Source organism: Citrobacter sp. Cpo109 (assembly GCF_030332565.1).
In the GTDB taxonomy this organism is placed as follows: domain Bacteria; phylum Pseudomonadota; class Gammaproteobacteria; order Enterobacterales; family Enterobacteriaceae; genus Citrobacter; species Citrobacter portucalensis.
The window spans coordinates 363,599-386,806 of record NZ_JAOWHQ010000069.1; the positions used below are offsets into that span (position 1 = coordinate 363,599).

Below are 23,208 nucleotides of genomic sequence, written 5' to 3' on the forward strand. Positions count from 1 at the left end.
GCAATAAGAGGAAATGTAGTGCGACGTGCAAACGATCCGCAGCGGCGGGAAAAAATAGTTCAGGCGACTCTGGATGCAGTAATATCCCATGGTATTCATGGGGTTACACACCGTAAAATCGCTATGATTGCCGAGGTGCCACTGGGTTCTATGACCTATTACTTTTCGGGAATTGATGAGCTTTTGATGGAGGCATTTGGCCGTTTTACTGACAGGATGATGCTGCAGTATCAGGACTTTTTTGCCGATGTTAAGGATGCGTCGCAGGCTTGCCATGCCATTACCGATATGATTTACGGCTCTCAGGTTACAACGCCTGATAATATGGAGCTCATGTATCAGCTGTATGCTTTTGCCAGCCGTAAACCAGCGTTGAAAACGGTGATGCAGAACTGGATGCTACGCAGCCAACAAACGCTGGAGCAGTGGTTTGACCCGGTTACGGCGCGGGCGCTGGATGCGTTTATTGAAGGAATGACGCTGCATTTTGTAACGGACAAAAAACCGCTGCAGCGAGAAGATATCTTGCTGATGGTGGAGCGTATCGCAGGGATACCCGCGACAGTCAGCTGTGCGTAGCGCCTCCGGTAATATTCACCACCGTCGCGGTCATGGCGCTGGCATGATCTGAAGAGAGAAAGGTCATGACCTCAGCGATTTGTGCAAGCGTAGGCAGGCGCGCGAGCATGGTGCTTTGCGCCGCACCCCCTAACCATTGATCGACGGTTAAACCCATTGACTGTGCTTTAGCGGAGAAAATTTCTCCGGTATAGGAGCCAGCTGCAACAGCATCCACAATCGCATGCGAGCGCACGCCGACGACCCGGATATTTGCCGGTCCTACCTCGCTGGCGAGCGCTTTAATAAAAGCCTCTGTTCCTGCACAACCAACAATATGACCCAGATGACCAGGCATCGCCATCGGAGCCGCGGGGGCAACAACGCTGAGAATGACGCCCGCACGATTGCCGCCCATGTGCGGCGTTACGGCTTTAGCGATATTGAACTGCGCCGAGAGAAAAGGGGTGATGCCGCTCATAAACTCAGAGAGGGATAATGCGTCAAGGCGTTTGCCCTGTTCGTGCATAAATCCCGTTGCGTTAACCACCACATCTATTCCACCAGTTTGCTGCGCAAGGCGGGTAACTTCCTTCGATGCGTTGTGCTCGTCGAGTACATCGGTGATAAAGGTTTCGACTGTACCACCTGTCGTTCGGATAATACTGGCCGTCCGTTCAAGTTTTTCCTGGCTGCGAGCACCCAGACACACATGGGCTCCTTCGCGCGCCATGGCCTGCGCAACCGCACTACCAATAGCCCCGCTACCACCAAAAATTACTGCGACTTTGCCAGTAAGCAACATGACTAACCCCCATCCCCGATAAAGCACCGTTTTAAAGTATGTGCCATAACCGGCATGCTGCAAATTTGGGAGGAGTTTCAGAGGTGGAAGGCGATGAACGCAAATTTCAGGCAACAAAAAACCCATCAACCTTGAACCAAAACGGCGGGGTTGATGGGCTCCACAAATTGGGGACATCAAAGAAAAGCAGTGGCAATAGTTATGACTGACGCCTTGAAGAAAAGTTCTGCTTACCTGCAAAAAATTTTTCAATTAAGGGAAAATTTCAGTGCTAACCAAGACCAGGCCATACGATGACGATGAGTGTCCCCGCTAATGTCAGCAGAACGTTGGCAATCGCGTAGGTCCCTGCATAACCTAACGCAGGGATGTTGCTGCGTGCGGTGTCGCTGATGATTTCCATTGCCGGAGCACAGGTACGTGCGCCCATCATGGCACCAAACAGCAGGGCGCGGTTCATGCGTAATACGTAAGCACCAAACAAGAAACAGATGACAACTGGAACCAGGCTGACCACCAGGCCGGCAATCAACATTTGACCACCGACGGCACCCAGGCCATTACCAATGCCACTGCCTGCGCTTAAACCGACGCCTGCCATGAATACCATCAGGCCAAACTCTTTCACCATATTCAGCGCACCCTGTGGGATATAGCCAAAAGTGGGGTGGTTGGCTCGCAGGAAGCCCAGCATGATCCCAGCGAACAGCAGTCCAGCCGCATTCCCGATGCCGAAGCTGAAATTACTGAACTGGAATGTGATCATCCCGATCATCAGACCGATGATAAAGAAGGCGCAGAAGGCAAGCAGATCGGTCACCTGACTGTGAATTGAAATGAAGCCGATACGATCGGCAATGGTTTTCACGCGACGAGCATCACCGCTGACCTGCAACACGTCGCCTTTATTGAGCACGACGTTGTCATCGATAGGCATTTCAATCTGGCTGCGGATCACGCGGTTCAGGAAACAACCGTGGTCGGTCAGTTTCAACTGGGCCAGGCGACGACCAACGGCATTGTGGTTTTTTACCACAATTTCTTCAGTGACGATGCGCATATCGAGCAGATCGCGATCGAACACCTCTTTACCGTTACGGAAGCTGGGATCGAGGCGAGCATGGGCGTCCGGATAACCCACCAGGGCTATCTCATCGCCCATTTGCAATACCGCGTCGCCATCCGGGTTGGCCAGAATGCCGTTGCGACGGATGCGTTCAATGTAACAACCGGTCTGGCGATAAATACCCAGTTCGCGCAGATTTTTACCATCGGCCCATGCCACCAGCTCAGGGCCAACGCGATAGGCGCGGATCACCGGGAGGTACACTTTACGATTAGCGTCGGTATCCAGACCTCGTTCACGCGCGATTTGTTGGGCGCTGGTTTGCAGGTCCTGATGCTGCAGTTTCGGCAAATAGCGCGCACCAACAATCAGGCTGACCAGACCAATCAAATAGGTGAGGGCGTAACCCAGGCTCAGGTTATCGAGAGCGCTTGAAAGTTGTGTCCCTGTCATTCCTGAATGGCGCAAGGTATCACCCGCGCCGACCAGTACCGGCGTTGAGGTCATCGAGCCAGCCAGCATGCCCGCCGTCAGGCCGATATCCCAGCCAAATAGCTTACCCAGCCCCAGCGCGATCAGCATTGCGCTACCGACCATCACCAGGGCAAGCATTAGATAATTTTTCCCATCGCGAAAAAAAATCGAAAAAAAGTTGGGACCGGCTTCGACGCCGACGCAAAAAATAAACAGCATAAAGCCGAGATTTAATGCATCGGTGTTAATACTAAAGTGCTGCTGACCTAATAATAGGGAGACCACTAAAACGCCAATGGAATTACCGAGTTGGACTGAACCCAGACGTAATTTGCCCAGACACAGGCCCAGAGCCAGGACCACAAATAATAACAGGATGTAATTCCCATTTAACAAATCTGCGACGTTTATATTCACGGAGACTAACTTCTTGTTTACTAGTAAGCTATTGAAAGAAATGGCAATTTACGCTAATGTTTTTGCCAGAAATTAAGGGGCGATAGCATCGTACACAGCCCCGAATAATGCAGCATAACAATATATGCGGTTAGTTTAATCTCATTACGTATCAACGGCTATAAGAATCGTGTGGGTGTGTTTTTGGCATGGAATGCCGAGTTACTTTATCTGACTGGACGCCTGCGGGCGAAAAGAGTGTTCGATAGAGAATGTGTCAGGAGGAACGATTGAAACATAAGCAAAGTTGGGCGAGTGCGGTCTGCTGCTTTGTGCTCTTTATTGTGGTGTGTCTTTCATTAACGCTGAACGTGAAAGGGGCATTCAGAGCGGCAGGGCATCCTGAGGTCGGATTGTTGTTTTTTATCTTACCTGGTGCTGCAGCAAGCTTTTTTTCCCATCGTCGGGAAGTGCTCAAACCCCTGCTTGGTGCAATGTTGGCGGCGCCGTGCTGCCTGTTACTGATGCGGTTCGTTTTTATGCCGACGCGTTCATTGTGGCAAGAGCTGGCGTGGTTGTTTAGTGCGGTGTTTTGGTGCGCGCTTGGCGCATTATGTTTTTTATTTATCAGTAGCTTATTCAATCAGCATCAACGGCGGAAAAAGAACTGATGACGCCCTCAAGGTGAGGGCGTAGAAACCGCTATCAGGCGAACAGATTCATGTTCTCTTTTGCCCAAGCTTCAAAATCCGTGCAGCCGCCGATGTGTTTTTGATCGACAAAAATCTGCGGAACGGTTTCAACTGGCTTACCTACCGTCTTTTCCAGATCTGCTTTGGTAATTCCTTCAGCATGGATATCAATGTAGCGGAAGTTAAAATCGTCATGCTCACTGCTTAATTTTTCTGCTAATTCTTTTGCGCGCACGCAATACGGGCACCCTGGGCGACCAAAAATAACGGCAAACATCTCTTTCTCCTCGAACTTATCAGGCCGGATGGCAATACTGGTTATGATGCCGCGATTTGTGACGGATGGAAAGCAGGTTCAGCCTGTTGCTTTGATATCCTCAAGCTATATCTGTTAAACACGGCAAGCCGGAACGTTTTATAATGGAAGCCATTTCGCCGGGAGGCCGCGTATGCGCACAATTGGTGTATTACCCAAAAGCGTATTGATGCTGGAAATAATTGGGATGGTTTTGTTATCGCTGGCACTGCTATCGCTTAACGATTACCTCACCTTGCCCGCACCGCTTAACAGCCCGTTAGCCTGCGTGGTGATGATATTTCTGGGCGTACTGCTGATGCTCCCTGCTGCGGTGGCGTTGATGTGGCGTGTTGCTCAACTGCTGGCACCGCAACTGATGTCTCGCACACCCGGTGATTCAACTGATTCAGACAGAGACAAAAGAGATGACTCCAACCATTGATTTACTCCGCAGCCACCGTTCCATTCGCCATTTTACTGATGATGCCATTTCGGATGCACAGCGTGAGGCGATTATTGCCGCCGCTCAGGGAACGTCAAGCTCCAGTTTTCTACAGTGCACGACGATCATTCGCATAACGGATAAATCTCTGCGCGAATCGCTGGCTACCTTATCTGGCGGCCAAAAGCATGTGGCACAGGCCGCTGAGTTCTGGGTGTTTTGCGCTGATTTTAATCGTCATTTGCAGATTTGCCCTGACGCGCAACTTGGGCTGGCGGAACAGCTGCTGCTGGGCGTGGTTGATACCGCAATGATGGCGCAAAATGCGTTTACGGCGGCAGAGTCGCTGGGACTTGGCGGCGTGTTTATTGGTGGCCTGCGTAACAATATTGAGCCGGTCACCGAACTGCTGAAGCTTCCGCAACATGTTCTTCCGCTCTTTGGTTTGTGCCTCGGCTGGCCTGCGGATAACCCGGATATCAAGCCGCGGCTGCCCGCGTCGCTTGTGGTGCACGAAAATCAATATCAGCCACTCAACAGCGATGTGTTGGCGCAATATGATGAGCAGCTCGCGCAGTACTATCTGACCCGAGGCAGCAATACCCGCCGCGACACCTGGAGCGATCATATTCGCCGTACCATCATTAAAGAAAGTCGCCCCTTTATCCTGGAATATTTGCATAAACAGGGATGGGCCACGCGCTAAAGATTTTAACCCAGTGTATGATACGCCAGCTTTTACCAGGTCATTCAGAGAGGTGCAGGGTGAAAATTGCCATTTTGTCCCGGGACGGAACGCTCTATTCTTGTAAACGCCTGCGTGAAGCGGCGATGCAGCGCGGTCACCTGGTTGAAGTTATCGATCCCCTTTCTTGCTATATGAACATCAGCCCAGCGGCATCCTCTATTCATTACAAGGGCCGTCAGCTTCCTCATTTCGATGCGGTGATCCCGCGGATTGGTTCCGCGATTACCTTTTATGGGACGGCGGCGCTGCGCCAGTTTGAGATGCTGGGTAGCTATCCGTTGAATGAATCGGTAGCGATTACGCGAGCGCGCGATAAGCTGCGTTCTCTACAGCTGCTGGCGCGTCAGGGAATTGATTTACCCATCACCGGAATTGCTCACTCTCCGGACGATACCAGCGACATGATTGACATGGTTGGCGGTGCGCCGTTGGTGGTGAAACTGGTTGAAGGCACCCAGGGTATTGGCGTGGTGCTGGCGGAAACGCGGCAGGCTGCAGAAAGCGTGGTAGATGCGTTTCGTGGGGTGAATGCCCATATCCTGGTTCAGGAATATATCAAAGAAGCGAAGGGGCGCGATATTCGCTGTTTCGTGGTGGGCGATGAAGTAGTGGCCGCCATTGAACGACGGGCTAAAGAGGGCGATTTTCGTTCTAATCTCCATCGCGGTGGTGTGGCGACTATTGCGAGTATCACGCCGCGCGAAAGAGAAATTGCGCTCAAAGCCGCCCGGACTATGGGCCTGGATGTTGCAGGCGTTGATATTCTGCGCGCTGATCGAGGGCCACTGGTCATGGAGGTCAACGCGTCTCCGGGGCTGGAAGGCGTAGAGAAAACTACCGGGATAGACATTGCCGCGAAAATGATCCTGTGGATCGAGCGCCATGCTACTCCTGAATTTTGTCTTAAAATCGGCGGCTAAGCGCAATATCGATTGCGATCGTGGTATGACACGCTCTTTTTGCGTAAGCTGTGCCGGTATTTTTTCATCAATAGAGGTCGCACATTATTATGACATCACTGGTCGTTCCCACTCTGGATACGTTGCGTCAATGGCTCGACGACCTGGGCATGAGTTTTTTTGAATGCGATACCTGTCAGGCGCTGCACTTGCCACACATGCAGAATTTTGACGGCATCTTTGATGCAAAAGTTGATTTGGTCGATAACGTCATTCTGTTTTCTGCGATGGCGGAAGTCAGACCTTCTGCACTGCTGCCACTGGCAGCCGATCTGTCTGCGATCAATGCCAGTTCACTGACGGTGAAAGCTTTTCTGGATATGCAGGATGATAATCTGCCAAAGCTGGTGGTTTGCCAGTCTTTATCCGTTACGCCGGGCGTAACGTTTGAGCAGTTTGAATGTTTTGTTCGCCAGAGCGAAGAGCAAATATCGATGGTGATCCTCGAAGCCGGAGCGCATCAGCTGTTATTTAATGCTGAAGAAGATGCGCAAAACAGCACCGCTGAAATTCATTTCCTCCATTAATTCTTCCTGAATCTGGACATATATTGCGCAGCCGCTGCCAGAGCGGTTGCGTATTGCCTGTTTTTATTCTGCATTTAACCTTTCATTAAAGAATTATTCACCTCGATTCAGCGCCTTCCGCTTTATGTCATAGACAATTCCTGCATAAAAAATTGATAAAAGACGTTTTTTAATCTGGGCTATATCCACAATTCCTGGCTAAAGTTATTCTTGCGAAGCTTACCAACGTCATCATTTAAACAGTCCCTTGTGACCTGACCTGTGGCCACAATGTGTGTTGAATGCATAGGCGGATGCCAGCGAGCAACAGCGGCATGAGGAGAGGTCTCTCTTTTCATCGGTGCTGCATGAAAGAATATGCACGTTTCTTGCATATCATTAGAGTGTGACATTTTTGTTCGTTTGTTAACGAACTTTCAGAAGGAAAGAGATTATGACCGCCTTAAATAAAAAATGGTTATCAGGCCTGGTTGCGGGTGCTCTGATGGCCATCTCTGCCGGCACGCTCGCTGCTGAACAAAAAACGCTGCATATTTATAACTGGTCTGATTATATTGCCCCGGATACGGTGGCTAATTTTGAAAAAGAGACCGGAATTAAAGTTATCTATGATGTATTTGATTCCAATGAAGTACTGGAAGGTAAGCTCATGGCTGGCAGTACCGGCTTTGACCTTGTCGTTCCTTCTGCCAGCTTCCTTGAGCGTCAACTGACTGCGGGCGTATTCCAGCCGCTGGATAAGAGCAAATTGCCGGGCTGGAAAAATCTTGATCCTGAACTGCTGAAGCTGGTGGGTAAACACGATCCGGACAACAAGTTCGCGATGCCGTACATGTGGGCTACGACCGGTATTGGCTATAACGTGGATAAAGTCAAAGCGGTGCTTGGGCCGGATGCGCCGGTTAACAGCTGGGATTTGATCCTCAAACCGGAAAATCTGGAAAAACTCAAAAGCTGCGGCGTCTCTTTCCTCGATGCGCCAGAAGAGGTATTTGCCACGGTGCTGAACTATTTGGGTAAAGACCCAAACAGTACCAAAGCGGATGATTACACCGGGCCAGCAACCGATCTGCTGTTGAAGCTGCGTCCAAATATTCGCTACTTCCACTCCTCGCAATATATTAACGACCTGGCAAACGGTGATACCTGCGTCGCGATTGGCTGGGCAGGGGACGTATGGCAGGCGGCAAACCGTGCGAAAGAAGCGAAAAATGGCGTCAATATCTCCTTCTCAATTCCTAAAGAAGGTGCAATGGCGTTCTTTGACGTATTCGCGATGCCTGCCGATGCGAAAAACAAAGATGAAGCCTATCAGTTCCTCAATTACCTGCTGCGCCCTGATGTGATTGCGCATATCTCCGACCACGTGTTTTATGCCAATGCCAACAAAGAAGCGACGGCTCTGGTCAGCCCTGAGGTTCGTGACAACCCGGGTATCTACCCGCCTGCGGATGTTCGCGCCAAGCTGTTCACACTGAAAGTACAGGATCCGAAGATCGATCGTGTACGTACCCGCGCATGGACGAAGGTAAAAAGCGGGAAATAAACCGATGTTTGGGACATGACCCGGCAGGATTTTTGCCTGCCGGGCAGTGTTGAGCCCGGACACATATAACCCGGCAATACGCACCGTTATGGTGCGTTATTTGCACCGTTTCTTTGTTTTATGCCGGAGAGCACCTGAGTGAATGATGCAACCCCACGCCCACAAGCGAAAATCCGCAAGGCGCTGACCCCGCTGCTTGAAATTCGCAATCTGACCAAGTCATTTGACGGTCAGCACGCCGTTGATGACGTCAATCTTACTATCTACAAAGGTGAAATATTTGCTCTGCTCGGCGCGTCCGGCTGTGGCAAATCGACTCTGCTGCGCATGTTAGCGGGATTTGAACTGCCGACTACCGGGCAAATCATGCTTGATGGCGTCGATTTAGCGCATGTCCCGCCTTATCTGCGTCCGATTAATATGATGTTTCAGTCCTATGCCCTGTTTCCGCACATGACGGTGGAGCAGAACATTGCCTTTGGCCTCAAGCAGGACAAACTGCCGAAGGCTGAAATCGCCAGTCGGGTGAATGAGATGCTGGGACTCGTGCATATGCAGGAGTTCGCCAAACGCAAGCCACATCAGCTTTCTGGCGGCCAGCGTCAGCGCGTGGCATTGGCGCGCAGCCTGGCAAAACGTCCAAAACTGCTGTTGCTGGATGAGCCAATGGGGGCGCTGGATAAAAAACTCCGAGACCGCATGCAACTGGAAGTGGTGGATATTCTTGAACGCGTCGGCGTGACCTGCGTGATGGTGACACACGATCAGGAAGAAGCCATGACGATGGCGGGCCGTATTGCGATCATGAACCGTGGCAAATTTGTCCAGATTGGCGAGCCGGAAGAGATCTATGAGCATCCGACTACGCGTTACAGCGCAGAGTTTATCGGTTCGGTAAACGTTTTTGAGGGACTGCTAAAAGAACGCCAGGAAGATGGTCTGGTGATTGAGTCTCCTGGTCTGGTACATCCGCTGAAAGTGGACGCCGATGCTTCTGTTGTCGATAACGTCCCGGTGTATGTTGCGCTGCGTCCGGAAAAAATCATGCTCTGCGAAGCCCCTCCGCCAGAGGGTTATAACTTCGCGGTAGGCGAAGTGGTGCACATTGCCTATCTGGGTGATTTGTCGGTGTACCACGTACGTTTGAAAAGCGGCCAGATGTTGAGCGCCCAGCTACAAAATGAGCATCGTTATCGCAAGGGATTACCAACCTGGGGTGACGAAGTCCGTTTATGTTGGGATGCGGACAGCTGTGTGGTGTTGACGGTTTAAGGAGCGAAGATGAGTACACTTGAACCTCCGGCACGCGTGGATAAAGCAGGGCGATTCACGCTGTTTATGTCGCGGCTGCAAATGAAGCACGGGCGCAAGCTGGTGATCGCGCTGCCGTATGTGTGGCTGCTGCTCCTGTTTCTGCTGCCTTTTCTGATTGTCTTCAAAATCAGTTTGGCTGAAATGGCGCGCGCTATTCCTCCCTATACGGACATCGTTTCATGGGCTGATGATCAGCTATCCATCACACTCAACTTAGCCAACTTCCTGCAGTTAACGGACGATCCGCTCTATTTCGATGCCTACCTGCAATCGTTACAGGTGGCGGGAATTTCGACAATCTGTTGCCTGCTGCTGGGATACCCACTGGCATGGGCCGTCGCGCACAGTAAACCCTCAACGCGTAATATTCTGCTGTTGCTGGTGATCCTGCCGTCCTGGACCTCGTTTTTAATTCGCGTATATGCCTGGATGGGGATCCTGAAAAACAACGGCGTGCTGAACAACTTCCTGATGTGGCTGGGCGTCATCGACCAACCGTTGACGATTTTGCACACCAATCTGGCGGTCTACATCGGTATTGTTTACGCCTATTTGCCCTTTATGGTGCTGCCGATTTATACCGCGCTGACCCGTATCGATTACTCGCTGGTGGAAGCGGCGCTGGATTTAGGTGCCCGGCCGCTGAAGACCTTCTTTAGCGTGATTGTGCCGTTGACCAAGGGCGGTATTATCGCCGGGTCAATGCTGGTATTTATTCCGGCTGTTGGCGAGTTTGTGATCCCGGAACTGTTGGGCGGCCCGGATAGCATCATGATTGGCCGTGTGCTTTGGCAGGAGTTTTTCAATAACCGCGACTGGCCGGTGGCTTCTGCTGTCGCCATTATTATGCTGCTGTTACTGATTGTGCCAATCATGTGGTTCCATAAATATCAGCAAAAAAGCGTGGGGGAACACGGATGAATAACTTACCGGTCGTTCGCTCGCCGTGGCGTATTTTTATCCTGGTGCTGGGTTTTACCTTCCTGTATGCGCCGATGCTAATGCTGGTTATCTATTCGTTTAACAGCTCGAAGCTGGTGACGGTATGGGCGGGTTGGTCAACCCGTTGGTATGGTGAGCTTTTCCACGATAGCGCGATGATAAGCGCCGTCGGCATGAGTTTAACGATTGCTGCGGGTGCTGCGACGATGGCGGCAATCCTTGGCACCATCGCCGCCGTGGTAATGGTGCGCTTTGGTCGTTTTCGTGGTTCAAATGGTTTCGCCTTTATGATCACCGCGCCGCTGGTCATGCCGGATGTTATTACCGGTTTGTCGCTGCTGCTGCTGTTTGTTGCGTTGGCTCACGCCATCGGCTGGCCAGCGGATCGCGGCATGCTGACCATCTGGCTGGCGCATGTCACTTTCTGTACGGCATATGTGGCGGTGGTGATTTCTTCACGTTTGCGCGAACTGGATCACTCCATTGAGGAAGCTGCGATGGATCTCGGCGCCACGCCGCTGAAGGTCTTTTTCGTCATCACCCTGCCGATGATTATGCCGGCGGTGATTTCCGGTTGGTTATTAGCCTTCACGCTGTCGCTCGATGATCTGGTTATTGCCAGCTTTGTCTCTGGTCCTGGCGCCACAACGTTACCGATGCTGGTGTTCTCCAGCGTACGTATGGGGGTGAACCCGGAGATCAACGCGCTGGCGACGCTGATCCTTGGTGTGGTAGGAATTATCGGATTTATCGCGTGGTATCTGATGGCGCGAACAGAAAAACAACGGATCCGCGATATCCAACGTGCAAGACGCGGCTGAAAAAACTAAAATCTGCCAACCTGTCTATACGGCGCAGCTGTGGTGGTTGCGCCGTTTTCATGGAAGACGACGCGTTGGGATTTTTTAAGAAATCATCCACATCACATGCTCGCTTAAACGTCCCTGCTTTGGTGCAGGTGGCGGCGCTGGCTATTATCATGATCCGCTGTCTCGATCTGTTGATGATTTTTAATACGCTTGGGTTTCGTGGAACCAGTGAGTTTATTCATCGCAGCGTGCAGACCTGGAATTTGACGCTGGTGTTTCTGGGCAGTCTGATGCTGCTATTTATCGAAATTTACTGCGCATTTTCGCTGGTAAAAGGACGGAACTGGGCACGCTGGATCTATCTGTTGACCCAGATTATCGCCAGCGCCTATCTGTGGGCTGCTTCGCTGGGCTACGGATACCCAGAACTATTCAGTATTGCGGGGGAGTCCAGACGCGAAATCCTGCATACGCTGGTAATGCAAAAACTGCCGGATATGCTGGTATTGCTGTTACTGTTTGTTCCTGCGTCCAGCAGGCGGTTCTTCCGTTTGCAATAACGTGTATAATATTGGCCCCCTGTTAATTTATAGGTTTTTGTATGCAGTGCGCACTATATGACGCCGAGCGCTGCCGCTCCTGTCAGTGGATAACTCAGCCTGTCGCCGATCAACTCTTCGCTAAAACAGCCGATCTGCAGAATCTGCTTGCCGAGCATCCGGTCGGAGAATGGTGCGCGCCGATCAGTGGTCCGGAAAGCGCGTTTCGTAATAAAGCTAAAATGGTGGTCAGCGGCAGCGTGGAAAAACCGCTGCTGGGAATGCTGCATCGTGACGGTACGCCTGAGGATTTGTGCGACTGTCCGCTCTATCCTGAGTCTTTTGCGCCCGTATTTGCCGCGCTTAAGCCGTTTATCGCTCGGGCGGGGCTGACGCCCTATAACGTGGCGCGAAAACGCGGGGAACTGAAATATCTGCTGTTAACGGAAAGCCGGTACGACGGCGGTATGATGCTGCGTTTTGTCCTGCGTTCTGACGCAAAACTGGCACAACTGCGCGCGGCGCTACCCTGGTTGCAGGCACAACTCCCACAGTTAAAAGTAATTACTGCCAATATTCAGCCGGTGCATATGGCGATTATGGAAGGGGAGACCGAAATCTTCCTGACTGAACAACAGGCACTGGCGGAACGCTTTAACGATGTGCCGTTGTGGATCCGCCCGCAGAGCTTTTTCCAGACCAACCCTGTGGTGGCAGGGCAGTTATATGCCACGGCGCGCGGCTGGGTGCGTCAGCTTCCGGTTAATCATATGTGGGATCTGTTTTGCGGCGTCGGGGGCTTTGGTCTGCACTGCGCCACACCGCAGATGAAACTGACGGGGATTGAAATCGCGCCAGAAGCGATTACCTGCGCGAAGCAGTCAGCGCAGGAGCTTGGATTGCAGAATCTGCATTTTCAGGCGCTGGATTCAACCCAGTTTGCTACCGCTCAGGGCGAAGTACCTGACCTGGTGCTGGTGAACCCGCCGCGTCGCGGGATTGGAAAGCCGCTATGCGATTTTCTCTCCCGCATGGCACCGCGTTTTATCATTTATTCCAGCTGTAATGCGCAAACCATGGCGAAGGATATTTGTGAGTTGCCCGGGTATCGCATTGAACGCGTCCAACTTTTCGATATGTTCCCACACACCGCGCACTATGAAGTGTTAACGCTGCTCAGCCGACAATAACTGCCATGCCTGATGGCGCTTCGCTTATCAGGCCTACGGAGATATGCAAGGCTGTAGGCAGGATGACAAATCAATAAATATATTAGCGCATTACATTTTTCTGGTGCTCGCGCGAACTTGTAACGTTGATGGTAATTCAATGAATTTATCCGTCGAATTGCCAGCAAGGAGATCAAGTAACGTTTTTCCTGCGCGAGTTCCTGTTTCACTCCATGGGAACTCGACAGCAGTCAGAGAAGGTGAGCAAACTGCGGCAAGAGTACCACCACTCAAGCTTGCCAATGCCAGGGAGTTGGGCACTTTTTGTCCTGCACCGTGGCAGGCCATAATGCAGCCGCAGGCAATTTCATCAGATGTACAAATCAGCGCATCCAGCTCTGGCCAGGTGATACGAATATCTCCCAGCAGGTTTAAACCGGTCGTTATGCCTGCTGGTAGGTGAGAGGTCACCACGCGATGTGGGGAGTGGTTAACCGAGAGCATGGCGCTGTTCCAGCCGCTCAGCACCTGGCGAAACATAATGTTATTGGAGGCGGTGCAGAGCAAGCCGATATTTTTATATCCGCTCTGCGCAAGGGAGGTAACCAGCTTTTTAATGGCCGCAGCGTAGTCAACGCCGATACTGACCCAGCTAGCATCGCGATTAATAGCACCAATCTCAACCACCGGCACGCCGGTATTACTTATCATCTGCGAACAACTGCTGATGTTATCAATATTGAACTGAACAATTGCCGCCGGGTTATAGGCGAGCATTTGTGCAAAGGCTTTTTCTTCGCTTTGTCCACCCTGGCCGGACTCGATAAACATCATGCTGTAGCCCTGGGTCGCGATCACCGTCTGTAGCGTTTCGGAGACGGCAAGAAATCCAGGGGAGGAAAAAGAAGGCACCACACCCATTACGAGACTGGAGTCAGCAGAGGCGAGGCTGCGGGCCTGCAGGTTTGGCACATAGCCCAACTCGTTCACCGCTGCTTCGATGCGGATGCGTAGTTCAGGATTCACTTTTTCAGGCATACGTAATGCGCGCGACACGGTCATCGTGCTAACGCCGACCAGTTTTGCCACTTCGGCGAGCGTAATTTTGCCAGTGTTTTTCCTGCGTTTTTCTCGCGCGCTATCGTCCGCTTGTAACGTCTGCACTGATGTCCTCCTATAGCCTGTCTGGGCTCCCATTGTAAATGATGTTTAGCGTTTTGCGCATTGCCCAACTGCAAAGTAATGATAAGTATGGTTAATGAAGTTAGCGGTAACAAGAATTTTAACATCGTCATAGTGTTAGCGCTAACTTTGCGAGGGAGATCACGGTAAGGCGTGAAGGCATTCCTCTATAGTAGGCTCAATTTCAACGCTATCGGGGTATTTATGATTACGACCTGGTTACCTACGGAAAATATCCAAATTGTGGATTCAGTCTGTGACTGGAAACAGGCCATTACGTTAGCGGCACAACCTTTATTGGATAAAGAGTCGATAACTCAGGTTTATATTAAAGCCATTTTAAATAGCCATCAGGAACTCGGTCCTTATTATATTTTAGCACCTGGTCTGGCGATGCCCCATGCTCGTCCGGAACAGGGTGGGATTAAAAATGGCTTATCGCTTTTGCATATTAAACAAGGCATTTCTTTTGACTCGGAAGACAATGATCCTATTTATGTGGTGATTATGTTATGTGCGATTTCGGGAGATGAGCACATTAATATGATCACAGCCCTTGCGGATATTTTTAGCGATGATGAAAGACTCTCAGCGTTGTTAAAAGCATCCTCAATGGAAAAAATTCAAGCCGTTATCAACGGATGGTGAGGTAAAGATGAAAAAAATTCTGATTGTGTGTGGTAACGGTTTAGGCAGTAGTTTTATCGTTGAAATGAACGTGAAAAAAATCATTAAAGAGTTAAATAAAGAAGCAGTTGTTTCTCATACTGATCTGACGTCGGCGAAAAGCGAAACTGCAGATATTATTCTTAGCGCTAAAGATATTGCTGAGCACCTATCCAGCCATGCTGCACAGGTCTTTGGCTTATCAAATTTACTGGATAACAATAAAATCAAAGAAATTCTTTCCGAGAATCTCTGACTAATTTTTTGCGGCCCTACGGAGTCATTCTATGCTGCAGTTTATTATTCATGATGTATTAGGTACACCAGCAATACTGGTCGGTCTGTTTTCCATGATCGGTTTATTATTGCAAAAAAAAGCAGTCTCCGAGGTTATTTCCGGAACTCTTAAAACTATAATGGGTTTTGTAATACTAACATCCGGTGCGGCGATTGTTGCCACTACGTTAACAACGTTTAGCCAGTTGTTTGAGTACTCATTCCATATTCAGGGCGTTGTGCCAAATACTGACGCTATGGCGGCGTTGGCGCAGAAAAACTACGGTACCGCGACGGCAATGATCATGGTGCTGGGGATGCTGTTTAACATTGTACTTGCCCGCATTACACCGCTGAAATACATCTTTCTAACGGGGCACCACACGCTGTATATGGCGGCGATGCTGGCTGTCATTCTCTCCGTCGGCGGCTTGTCACCATTTTGGGTGATACTGGTCGGGGCGGTGATCCTCGGCATCATGATGGTGGTCTCTCCGGCCATTCTGCAGCCGTTCACTCGCAAAATAACCGGTACTGATGATCTGGCACTAGGTCATTTTGGTTCAACTGGCTATCTGCTGTCGGCGCTGGTGGGAAAAGCGGTCGGTAAAGGTAGCCCATCAATTGAAGAAATGCAGGTGCCGAAATCACTGAATTTCCTGCGGGACTCCTCGGTTGCTATCTCTCTGACGATGATGATCCTGTTTGTAATTCTGGTGCTGGTTGCAGGTAAGGAATTTGTTGAGAGCAGCGTCAGTGGTGGTCAGAACTTTATCATCTTCGCCGTTATCCAGTCGCTGACCTTTGCGGCAGGCGTGTGGATCATCCTTGCGGGTGTGCGCATGATTATTGCCGAAATTGTTCCAGCCTTTAAAGGTATCGCCGACAAGTTGGTGAAAGACGCCAAACCGGCGCTCGACTGCCCAACCGTCTTTCCGTTCGCCCCGAATGCCGTAATCGTCGGTTTTCTGTCAAGTTTTGCCGCCGGTCTGGTGAGCATGTTCCTATGCCCTTTGTTTGGTTTAAGCGTCATTGTTCCGGGTTTGGTACCACACTTCTTCTGCGGCGCGACGGCGGGCGTCTACGGCAACATCTGCGGCGGTCGCCGAGGTGCGGTGGTGGGGGCCTTCGCGCACGGCCTGCTGATTTCGTTTTTGCCTGCAATCTTGCTGCCTCTAATGGGCGACCTTGGTTTTGCATCCACCACCTTTGGTGATGCGGATTTCGGCGTTGTTGGCATCATACTTGGGCATGTCGTTTCATTATTTAACTAATTGATTCTTATAGAGGTAAGGTATGGCAGCTAAATTTTCGCCCTCGTTAATGTGTATGGATTTAACGCGGTTCAGAGAACAAATTACGGCAATGAACGCCCGGGCTGATTTTTATCACGTCGATATTATGGACGGTAGCTATGTGAAGAACATTACGTTGTCACCCTTCTTTATCGAAAATCTGAAGAAAATCACCGATGTGCCAATTGATGTGCATCTGATGGTGAATCACCCGGAAGATATAATTCCAATGTGTATTGAGGCCGGAGCCGATATTATCAGTTTCCATCCGGAAACGGCGAATAACAAAATATTCCGCCTGCTGAACCAGATTAAAGATGCTGGTCGCCGCTGTGGCGTCGTGTTGAATCCGGCAACTCCAGCGGATGCTATTAAAGAGTACGCTCATCTGCTGGATAAAGTGACCGTTATGTCGGTTGACCCCGGCTACGCAGGGCAGAAGTTTATTCCGGAATCACTCACCAAAATCAAAGAACTGATTGCGATGCGTGAAAATAAAGGCTACCACTACTTGACTGAGATTGATGGATCCTGCAACGAGAAAACCTTTAATGTGATCTCCCGGTCCGGTGTTGACGTCTTTATTGTGGGAACCTCGGGTCTGTTCTCCCTGGCGGATAATGTCAGTGATGCCTGGGATAAAATGGTCGATATCTACCAGCGCGAAGTCGCTGCCTAAAATTATAGTGCGCTCAACCGTATTAAGCCATTACTTGGGGTAAAGAGTCTATTTAACCGATCTGTCTCTTTACTCTCGCTCTTGATTTATTCGGTTGAGGGCGCTGTAACCCTATTATATTAATGAAGGTGAGTTATGAATATTTCGGATGTGCTTAATGCAAAGAACATTAAGCTAAAAATGATGGCTAAAACAAAAGAAGAAGCCATTGAAGAATTAACCGACTTATTAGTACTTGATGGAGTTGTCATCAGTAAAAATGATTTTCTAAAAGATGTCTGGCTACGCGAGGAACAAGGCTCCACTGGGTTCGAGAATCATGTTGCGATCCCACATGGGAAATCCTCAGGCGTAGCCCGTACTGCATTGGCTATTGGACGAACCCAGCATCAAATACCCTGGGAAACAATGGATGGTAGTGATGTTCGTTGTATTATTTTATTTGCTGTTTGTCTAGTGGATCAAAATGCAACTCATATCCGTTTACTATCACAAGTCTCTGGCTCATTAGCAGATGAAGAAATAATAGAAAAATTGCTGAAAGAAAATGATCCTCAGAAAATCATCGAACTTTTGATCCCTGAAGATGAAGGCATCAACGCTTAATTTAATCAACACCTCTGCCATAGCATAGCAAATAATTAAATCCTGGAGAATAGTTATGAATATTGTTGGCGTTACAGCCTGTACTGTAGGTATTGCACATACATATATTGCGCAAAAGAAAGTTGAAATAGCTGCGAAAAAAGCAGGGCATAATGTCAAAATTGAAACACAAGGCACTATAGGTATCGAGAATGCCTTAACCGCTGATGAGATCGCACAAGCCGACATTGTCCTGTTAGCCGCCGATGTTAAGGTTTCTGGTGAAGAAAGGTTCGCTGGAAAGAAAGTAGTCAGAGTGCCAACTGAAATGGCAGTTAAATCTCCCAATAAACTTATTGAAAAACTCAGTGAATTAGTAAATTCATAACTTTTACCTATGCGTATCCTATATAAATTAAAGGGCGTAATTTATGAATATTAAAGAAGTATGGAAAGCAGCAAACCCTAAGGGTCATCTGCTTACTGCCATCTCATTCTTGATTCCCATTGTTTGTGGTGCTGGATTTATTATTGCAATTGGTATGGGTCTTGGGGGGACGGTTCAGGACACTTTAGTACCGGGTCAATTTGATCTGTGGCAGGCCTTCGCTACTATGGGGGCCAAGGCGCTTGGACTATTACCCGTCGTTATAGCTATCGGGATTTCCGGTTCTATCGCAGGTAAGCCCGGTATTGCCCCTGGTTTTGTCGTTGGTCTGGCGGCTAATGCTATTGGTGCGGGCTTCATTGGTGGCATGATCGGCGGCTACATTTCCGGGTATATTGCTCTTGCTATTATTAAAAATATGAAGGTGCCTGACTGGGCTAGAGGGTTAATGCCCACATTGATTGTGCCATTTTTTGCATCCGTTCTCAGTGCCCTGATTATGGTTTATATCATCGGTACGCCTATTGGTATTTTTACAGACGCTCTGACATCGTTCCTGAGAAGTATGGGAACTTCATCTAATTTACTATTAGGTGCTGTTATAGGAGCGTTGTGTATCGTTGACTTTGGCGGTCCGATAAATAAAACGTGTTTTGCATTTGTCTTAACACTCCAGGCGCAGGGTATAAATGAACCAATTACGGCCCTGCAGTTAGTTAACACGGCAACACCTATCGGTTTTGGGCTTGCATTCTTTATTGCCAAACTTCTTCGCAAAAATATTTATAATAACGAAGAAATCGAAATGTTAAAATCGGCTGTTCCTATGGGGGTGGTGAATATTGTTGAAGGATCTATACCCATAGTTATGAATGATATCGTTCGTGGTATTGCTGCTGCAGCAATCGGCGGTGCTTGTGGTGGTGCAATCACCATGGTTTATGGCGCAGATGCAACAGTACCGTTTGGTGGTGTTTTGATGATTCCTACAATGTCACATCCAATGGCCGGTATTATGGCATTGATAGTTAATATATTTGTCACGGCTACTGTCTATGCCGTTATCAAAAAAGATGTTCCTCGGGATGTAATTATAAATAATGATCAAGAAGAGGAAGATATCGATTGGGATGATATTAAAATAAGCTAAGTACGTAATAAAAGTACTCCGTGCATATCGGAAAGCGTTCATCATACAGTGGGGGATTTACATCCCCCACTGGCGTGCAACATGCGAAAAAAAAGCCCGTACTTTCGTACGAGCTCTTCTTAAAATATGGCGGTGAGGCGGGGATTGACTCGCTTTGCTCGCCCCTGCGGGGCAGCCCGTACGCTGCGCTCCCGGTCTGTCCAACTGGCTGCGCCAGTAGTCGAACCCCGGTCGGGGCTTCTCATCCCCCCGCAGATGTGCAACATGCGAAAAAAAAGCCCGTACTTTCGTACGAGCTCTTCTTAAAATATGGCGGTGAGGCGGGGATTCGAACCCCGGATACGTTGCCGTATACACACTTTCCAGGCGTGCTCCTTCAGCCACTCGGACACCTCACCATATTGTATTGCTGCCTGACCGCTTGGGGGGCAACGGGGCGCTACTATAGGGAGTTGCGCTAAAACGGTCAAGCAGAATTTACGTGTTAACTCTCGTTTGGTTACGCATTATACATATTCCTCCGCCCAGGCAGGCGCAGAGGATTGGATTAGCGCTGAGAGTCCAGTTTTTCTCCGCTGGTCACGACTTCCTGGGCTTTGCTGTAGCTTTCGATCAGCAACTGATAAGCCGGGAAGACTTTGGTATACACTTCAGCCCATTCGGCGGCGTCTTCACGGTTCCATGTGCCCTGAATTTCAGAAGCGACGGCGGCGGTATCCATCGGCACAACGCCAGCCTGAACAACTCGAGCCAGGGTGATTTCCTGCGCCATTTTGCTGTAAGTACCGGAAGCGTCGATCACAGCGAAAACCTTATAGCCTTCCGCAACCGCGCTGATAGCCGGGAAAGCCATGCACACGCTGGTAATCGTACCGGCGATAATCAGCGTTTTACGACCAGTTGCTTTGACCGCTTTCACGAAATCTTCGTTATCCCAGGCGTTGATTTCGCCTTTACGCGCCACGTATTGGGCATGCGGCGCATTGGCGTGGATCTCAGGGATCAGCGGGCCGTTAGGTCCCTGCGGTACGGATGCCGTGGTAATCACCGGCATCTTCGCCAGAGTCGCCATTTTAGCCAGCGCGGCGGCACGCGCACGCAGTTCTGGCATTGGCATGTCGCCGACGGTCTGGAACAGCCCGCTCTGATGATCGATAAGCAGCATCACGGAATCATTCACATCGATGACTGGACGTGAACCATTAAAGTTTGCAGGACTGGACATATTCTTCTCCTTCGATTCAGATTTGGCCAAAGCGGCCGGAGTTAAAATCGCGTACGGCTTCAGCGATTTCTTGTTTCGTGTTCATTACAAACGGACCGTAACCTACAATCGGCTCGTTCAACGGTTCTCCAGAAAGCAGCAGCACGCTGGCGTCGCTGGAGGCTTCAATATGCAGCGTTTTCCCCTGCTGGCTCAGCACCACCAGTTGTGCTTCGCTGGCAGACGTAGTGCCGTTTACGGTGATATTCCCTTTCAATACCACCAGCGCAGTGCTCCATCCTTCCGGCTGGGACAACGTGAGCTGATGATTACGTTGCAAACGCATATCCCAGACGTTCAGCGGCGAGAAGGTATGTGCCGGGCCTTTTGTATCCTGATAGCTGCCCGCAATCACACGAACGCTCCCTGCTTCATCAGGCAGGGCGACAGTGGGGATCACATCGCTGCTGATGCCCTGGTAACCCGGAACGGCCATTTTGTCTTTTGCTGGCAGATTGACCCACAGCTGTACCATTTCCAATTCGCCACCCTGACGGGTAAATTCAGGTGAATGGAACTCTTCGTGTAATATTCCTGCTCCTGCGGTCATCCACTGCACGTCGCCGGGGCCGATAATGCCGCCGCGACCGGTTGAATCACGGTGTTCAACTTCGCCGCTGTAAACGATGGTCACCGTCTCAAAACCACGGTGAGGGTGTTCGCCTACGCCGCGTTTTTCGTTACCCGGTGTAAACGTATGTGGACCGGCGTAATCCAGCAGCAGGAACGGACTTAGTTGCTCAGCATGAGACTGGTAAGAAAACATCGAGCGAACCGGAAATCCATCGCCAACCCAGTGCGGGCGAGGTGCGGTGTAGACGCCTGTTACTTGTTTCATATGTGTCTCCTCTGTGGCGTTATCTTGATGTGAATAAGCTTATATTCATGACAGCGAGCTGAGTAGTAGCTAAAATAGTCTTCACTGTCTCATAAATAGGACAATTAGATGACAAAGCCAGATCTCAATGATTTTGCATGGTTTGTGCATGTTGTAGAGGAAGGGGGATTCGCGGCGGCGGGTCGGGCGCTTGATGAACCGAAATCAAAACTAAGCCGACGGATAGCGCAACTGGAAGAGACACTGGGAGTTCGACTGATTCAGCGAACCACCCGCCAGTTTAACGTGACGGAAGTTGGGCAAACCTTTTACGAACACTGTAAGGCGATGCTGGTGGAAGCGCAGGCAGCGCAGGATGCGATTGCCGCGTTACAGGTTGAACCGCGTGGCGTGGTGAAGTTGACGTGTCCGGTCACGCTGCTGCATGTGCATATCGGGCCGATGCTTGCCCGTTTTATGGCGCGTTATCCTGACGTATCAGTGCAACTGGAGGCTACTAACCGCCGCGTGGACGTTGTTGGAGAGGGCTTGGACGTGGCGATTCGCGTCAGGCCCCGACCATTTGAGGATAGCGACCTGGTGATGCGTGTGCTGGCGGACAGGGGGCATCGTTTGTATGCCAGCCCGCAGTTAATCGAGCAAATGGGAACGCTACATTCTCCGGCGGAGCTGACGCGTTGGCCGGGCCTGAGTCTGGCGACGGGTAAACATGTGCATCGTTGGGAGTTATTCGGGCCGCAGGGCGCACGTGCGGAGGTGCATTTCACGCCGCGTATGATCACCACCGATATGCTGGCGTTACGTGAAGCCGCAGTTGCCGGTGTGGGGGTAGTTCAACTTCCACAGCTGATGGTAAAAGATCAAGTAGCTGCGGGTGAACTGGTGGCATTGCTCGACGGCTGGGAACCGAAGCGAGAAATAATTCACGCAGTCTTTCCATCACGCAGGGGATTATTGCCGTCAGTACGCACATTAGTGGATTTCTTAACGGAAGAATATGCGCGGATGATTGAGGATTAAATACCTGACCTTGGCCCACAAAAAAGGCCGGTTAAACCGACCTTTTATTATCTGGACGCCATTCGGGCGTTAAAAACAATCAGCGACTACGGAAGACAATGCGGCCTTTGCTCAGGTCGTACGGGGTCAGCTCAACAGTCACTTTGTCGCCCGTCAGGATGCGGATATAGTTTTTACGCATTTTACCGGAGATGTGTGCAGTAACCACGTGACCGTTTTCTAACTCTACGCGGAACATGGTATTAGGTAACGTATCGAGAACGGTACCCTGCATTTCAATATTGTCTTCTTTGGCCATCTAATCCTCTGGGGTATCACTACCGTAATTTGAACCGGCAAGATAATGCCGAAGTTCTTTTAATAAGTAAAGATTTGTGCGTTTAAAACACAGCAAATCGGGTTTGGCGCATTACTCTAACCACACACGGCAAAGCCGCACTTAAAGCGCAACGTGTAAGGGAACGAGGAGATAAACGATAGGCGTTGCCTGACGCGAACTGTTCCTTAACGGCGGCGGGGTAATGGGCTAAACCAACTCTGCGCGACAATTATAACACCCCGACAAAAAATGTGCCGAAAAC

General features: G+C 50.2%; 27 protein-coding genes and 1 tRNA gene. 20 read left to right on the plus strand and 8 right to left on the minus strand.

Features of this window, described 5'->3' with window-relative positions; translation table 11 throughout:
* Positions 1-18: 18 nt before the first annotated feature.
* A complete protein-coding gene (locus OGY71_RS19670) occupies positions 19-579 on the plus strand; it encodes a TetR/AcrR family transcriptional regulator (RefSeq protein WP_286613566.1) in 561 nt (186 codons plus the stop codon).
* On the opposite strand, the gene OGY71_RS19675 is transcribed toward OGY71_RS19670, so the two are convergent.
* Entirely contained in the window at positions 566-1,363 is a 798-nt protein-coding gene (locus OGY71_RS19675) for an SDR family NAD(P)-dependent oxidoreductase (RefSeq protein WP_279274955.1), read from the minus strand. The genes OGY71_RS19670 and OGY71_RS19675 overlap by 14 nt on opposite strands.
* A 271-nt stretch (positions 1,364-1,634) precedes the next feature.
* Complete coding sequence (locus OGY71_RS19680; protein WP_003831652.1) at positions 1,635-3,320, minus strand: aspartate:alanine antiporter; 1,686 nt, start codon at positions 3,318-3,320, stop codon at positions 1,635-1,637.
* Positions 3,321-3,589: 269 nt separating this feature from the next.
* Between OGY71_RS19680 and OGY71_RS19685 the strand changes: the two genes are divergently transcribed.
* Positions 3,590-3,970 (plus strand): inner membrane protein YbjM, encoded by a 381-nt coding sequence (locus tag OGY71_RS19685; protein WP_003035356.1) that lies wholly within the window; start codon positions 3,590-3,592, stop codon positions 3,968-3,970.
* Between the two features lie 34 nt (positions 3,971-4,004).
* Here the strand turns inward: OGY71_RS19685 and OGY71_RS19690 are convergent, their stop codons facing one another.
* Positions 4,005-4,268: a GrxA family glutaredoxin gene (locus OGY71_RS19690; RefSeq protein WP_003035358.1), complete on the minus strand. Its 264-nt coding sequence runs from the start codon at positions 4,266-4,268 to the stop codon at positions 4,005-4,007.
* Between the two features lie 172 nt (positions 4,269-4,440).
* Between OGY71_RS19690 and OGY71_RS19695 the strand changes: the two genes are divergently transcribed.
* The 10 genes from OGY71_RS19695 (at position 4,441) to rlmC (ending at position 13,305) form a co-directional block, all read left to right on the plus strand.
* Positions 4,441-4,731: a DUF1418 family protein gene (locus OGY71_RS19695; protein WP_003831656.1), complete on the plus strand. Its 291-nt coding sequence runs from the start codon at positions 4,441-4,443 to the stop codon at positions 4,729-4,731.
* A complete protein-coding gene (gene nfsA, locus OGY71_RS19700) occupies positions 4,715-5,437 on the plus strand; it encodes a nitroreductase NfsA (RefSeq protein ID WP_286613567.1) in 723 nt (240 codons plus the stop codon). The genes OGY71_RS19695 and nfsA overlap by 17 nt, the downstream gene beginning before the upstream one ends.
* 59 nt (positions 5,438-5,496) lie before the next feature.
* A complete protein-coding gene (gene rimK / locus OGY71_RS19705; RefSeq protein WP_286613568.1) occupies positions 5,497-6,399 on the plus strand; it encodes a 30S ribosomal protein S6--L-glutamate ligase in 903 nt (300 codons plus the stop codon).
* Positions 6,400-6,488: 89 nt separating this feature from the next.
* Positions 6,489-6,965, plus strand: a complete 477-nt coding sequence (locus OGY71_RS19710; protein ID WP_003831662.1) for a type III secretion system chaperone family protein — start codon at positions 6,489-6,491, stop codon at positions 6,963-6,965.
* Positions 6,966-7,398: 433 nt separating this feature from the next.
* Positions 7,399-8,511, plus strand: coding sequence for a spermidine/putrescine ABC transporter substrate-binding protein PotF (potF, locus tag OGY71_RS19715; protein ID WP_003831664.1), 1,113 nt, complete (start codon positions 7,399-7,401; stop codon positions 8,509-8,511).
* A gap of 138 nt (positions 8,512-8,649) precedes the next feature.
* Positions 8,650-9,783 carry a putrescine ABC transporter ATP-binding subunit PotG gene (gene potG / locus OGY71_RS19720; RefSeq protein ID WP_003831665.1) on the plus strand — a complete coding sequence of 378 codons (1,134 nt, stop codon included), beginning with the start codon at positions 8,650-8,652 and terminating at the stop codon, positions 9,781-9,783.
* A gap of 9 nt (positions 9,784-9,792) precedes the next feature.
* Positions 9,793-10,746, plus strand: coding sequence for a putrescine ABC transporter permease PotH (potH, locus tag OGY71_RS19725; RefSeq protein WP_286586915.1), 954 nt, complete (start codon positions 9,793-9,795; stop codon positions 10,744-10,746).
* Positions 10,743-11,588: a putrescine ABC transporter permease PotI gene (potI, locus tag OGY71_RS19730; RefSeq protein ID WP_003831669.1), complete on the plus strand. Its 846-nt coding sequence runs from the start codon at positions 10,743-10,745 to the stop codon at positions 11,586-11,588. Before potH ends, potI begins: the two co-directional genes overlap by 4 nt.
* 59 nt (positions 11,589-11,647) lie before the next feature.
* Complete coding sequence (locus OGY71_RS19735) at positions 11,648-12,136, plus strand: YbjO family protein (protein ID WP_267440842.1); 489 nt, start codon at positions 11,648-11,650, stop codon at positions 12,134-12,136.
* Positions 12,137-12,177: 41 nt separating this feature from the next.
* Positions 12,178-13,305, plus strand: a complete 1,128-nt coding sequence (gene rlmC / locus OGY71_RS19740) for a 23S rRNA (uracil(747)-C(5))-methyltransferase RlmC (RefSeq protein WP_149335576.1) — start codon at positions 12,178-12,180, stop codon at positions 13,303-13,305.
* A gap of 90 nt (positions 13,306-13,395) precedes the next feature.
* On the opposite strand, the gene OGY71_RS19745 is transcribed toward rlmC, so the two are convergent.
* Positions 13,396-14,448 carry a LacI family DNA-binding transcriptional regulator gene (locus OGY71_RS19745; protein ID WP_080470551.1) on the minus strand — a complete coding sequence of 351 codons (1,053 nt, stop codon included), beginning with the start codon at positions 14,446-14,448 and terminating at the stop codon, positions 13,396-13,398.
* Between the two features lie 222 nt (positions 14,449-14,670).
* On the opposite strand from OGY71_RS19745, the gene OGY71_RS19750 reads away from it, so the two are divergent.
* From OGY71_RS19750 to OGY71_RS19780, 7 genes are all read left to right on the plus strand, one after another.
* Positions 14,671-15,114 carry a PTS sugar transporter subunit IIA gene (locus OGY71_RS19750; RefSeq protein WP_063940637.1) on the plus strand — a complete coding sequence of 148 codons (444 nt, stop codon included), beginning with the start codon at positions 14,671-14,673 and terminating at the stop codon, positions 15,112-15,114.
* Between the two features lie 7 nt (positions 15,115-15,121).
* Positions 15,122-15,388 (plus strand): PTS sugar transporter subunit IIB, encoded by a 267-nt coding sequence (locus OGY71_RS19755; protein ID WP_063940636.1) that lies wholly within the window; start codon positions 15,122-15,124, stop codon positions 15,386-15,388.
* Positions 15,389-15,419: 31 nt separating this feature from the next.
* Positions 15,420-16,682 carry a PTS ascorbate transporter subunit IIC gene (ulaA, locus tag OGY71_RS19760; protein WP_080625471.1) on the plus strand — a complete coding sequence of 421 codons (1,263 nt, stop codon included), beginning with the start codon at positions 15,420-15,422 and terminating at the stop codon, positions 16,680-16,682.
* Between the two features lie 22 nt (positions 16,683-16,704).
* Complete coding sequence (alsE, locus tag OGY71_RS19765; protein WP_063940634.1) at positions 16,705-17,382, plus strand: D-allulose 6-phosphate 3-epimerase; 678 nt, start codon at positions 16,705-16,707, stop codon at positions 17,380-17,382.
* Positions 17,383-17,517: 135 nt separating this feature from the next.
* Complete coding sequence (locus OGY71_RS19770) at positions 17,518-17,988, plus strand: PTS sugar transporter subunit IIA (RefSeq protein ID WP_286613569.1); 471 nt, start codon at positions 17,518-17,520, stop codon at positions 17,986-17,988.
* 55 nt (positions 17,989-18,043) lie between these two features.
* On the plus strand, positions 18,044-18,355 hold the full coding sequence (locus OGY71_RS19775; protein WP_063940632.1) for a PTS fructose transporter subunit IIB: 312 nt from the start codon (positions 18,044-18,046) through the stop codon (positions 18,353-18,355).
* A 43-nt stretch (positions 18,356-18,398) separates the two neighbouring features.
* Entirely contained in the window at positions 18,399-19,505 is a 1,107-nt protein-coding gene (locus tag OGY71_RS19780) for a PTS fructose transporter subunit IIC (protein ID WP_063940631.1), read from the plus strand.
* A gap of 310 nt (positions 19,506-19,815) precedes the next feature.
* On the opposite strand, the gene OGY71_RS19785 is transcribed toward OGY71_RS19780, so the two are convergent.
* From OGY71_RS19785 to OGY71_RS19795, 3 genes are all read right to left on the minus strand, one after another.
* A tRNA-Ser gene (locus OGY71_RS19785) sits at positions 19,816-19,903 on the minus strand.
* Positions 19,904-20,052: 149 nt separating this feature from the next.
* Complete coding sequence (locus tag OGY71_RS19790) at positions 20,053-20,730, minus strand: isochorismatase family protein (RefSeq protein WP_003831673.1); 678 nt, start codon at positions 20,728-20,730, stop codon at positions 20,053-20,055.
* Between the two features lie 16 nt (positions 20,731-20,746).
* A complete protein-coding gene (locus OGY71_RS19795) occupies positions 20,747-21,607 on the minus strand; it encodes a pirin family protein (RefSeq protein WP_003831674.1) in 861 nt (286 codons plus the stop codon).
* A gap of 108 nt (positions 21,608-21,715) precedes the next feature.
* Between OGY71_RS19795 and OGY71_RS19800 the strand changes: the two genes are divergently transcribed.
* Entirely contained in the window at positions 21,716-22,627 is a 912-nt protein-coding gene (locus OGY71_RS19800) for a LysR family transcriptional regulator (protein WP_003831675.1), read from the plus strand.
* A gap of 79 nt (positions 22,628-22,706) precedes the next feature.
* Here OGY71_RS19800 and infA read toward each other — a convergent pair whose 3' ends face one another.
* The gene (gene infA, locus OGY71_RS19805) at positions 22,707-22,925 is read right to left on the minus strand and encodes a translation initiation factor IF-1 (RefSeq protein WP_002211347.1); all 219 of its coding nucleotides are present in this window, start codon (positions 22,923-22,925) and stop codon (positions 22,707-22,709) included.
* Positions 22,926-23,208: the final 283 nt, after the last annotated feature.

Bases quoted from the DNA above. Each gene is read 5' to 3' on its own strand.
- OGY71_RS19690 (WP_003035358.1), bottom strand. From the start codon at position 4,268: ATGTTTGCCGTTATTTTTGGTCGCCCAGGGTGCCCGTATTGCGTGCGC.
- OGY71_RS19675 (WP_279274955.1), bottom strand. From the start codon at position 1,363: ATGTTGCTTACTGGCAAAGTCGCAGTAATTTTTGGTGGTAGCGGGGCT.
- OGY71_RS19770 (WP_286613569.1), top strand. From the start codon at position 17,518: ATGAATATTTCGGATGTGCTTAATGCAAAGAACATTAAGCTAAAAATG.
- OGY71_RS19735 (WP_267440842.1), top strand. From the start codon at position 11,648: ATGGAAGACGACGCGTTGGGATTTTTTAAGAAATCATCCACATCACAT.
- ulaA (WP_080625471.1), top strand. From the start codon at position 15,420: ATGCTGCAGTTTATTATTCATGATGTATTAGGTACACCAGCAATACTG.
- OGY71_RS19755 (WP_063940636.1), top strand. From the start codon at position 15,122: ATGAAAAAAATTCTGATTGTGTGTGGTAACGGTTTAGGCAGTAGTTTT.
- alsE (WP_063940634.1), top strand. From the start codon at position 16,705: ATGGCAGCTAAATTTTCGCCCTCGTTAATGTGTATGGATTTAACGCGG.
- OGY71_RS19800 (WP_003831675.1), top strand. From the start codon at position 21,716: ATGACAAAGCCAGATCTCAATGATTTTGCATGGTTTGTGCATGTTGTA.
- OGY71_RS19750 (WP_063940637.1), top strand. From the start codon at position 14,671: ATGATTACGACCTGGTTACCTACGGAAAATATCCAAATTGTGGATTCA.
- OGY71_RS19790 (WP_003831673.1), bottom strand. From the start codon at position 20,730: ATGTCCAGTCCTGCAAACTTTAATGGTTCACGTCCAGTCATCGATGTG.
- OGY71_RS19695 (WP_003831656.1), top strand. From the start codon at position 4,441: ATGCGCACAATTGGTGTATTACCCAAAAGCGTATTGATGCTGGAAATA.
- OGY71_RS19780 (WP_063940631.1), top strand. From the start codon at position 18,399: ATGAATATTAAAGAAGTATGGAAAGCAGCAAACCCTAAGGGTCATCTG.
- OGY71_RS19795 (WP_003831674.1), bottom strand. From the start codon at position 21,607: ATGAAACAAGTAACAGGCGTCTACACCGCACCTCGCCCGCACTGGGTT.
- infA (WP_002211347.1), bottom strand. From the start codon at position 22,925: ATGGCCAAAGAAGACAATATTGAAATGCAGGGTACCGTTCTCGATACG.
- potF (WP_003831664.1), top strand. From the start codon at position 7,399: ATGACCGCCTTAAATAAAAAATGGTTATCAGGCCTGGTTGCGGGTGCT.
- nfsA (WP_286613567.1), top strand. From the start codon at position 4,715: ATGACTCCAACCATTGATTTACTCCGCAGCCACCGTTCCATTCGCCAT.
- OGY71_RS19710 (WP_003831662.1), top strand. From the start codon at position 6,489: ATGACATCACTGGTCGTTCCCACTCTGGATACGTTGCGTCAATGGCTC.
- potI (WP_003831669.1), top strand. From the start codon at position 10,743: ATGAATAACTTACCGGTCGTTCGCTCGCCGTGGCGTATTTTTATCCTG.
- rlmC (WP_149335576.1), top strand. From the start codon at position 12,178: ATGCAGTGCGCACTATATGACGCCGAGCGCTGCCGCTCCTGTCAGTGG.
- potH (WP_286586915.1), top strand. From the start codon at position 9,793: ATGAGTACACTTGAACCTCCGGCACGCGTGGATAAAGCAGGGCGATTC.
- OGY71_RS19775 (WP_063940632.1), top strand. From the start codon at position 18,044: ATGAATATTGTTGGCGTTACAGCCTGTACTGTAGGTATTGCACATACA.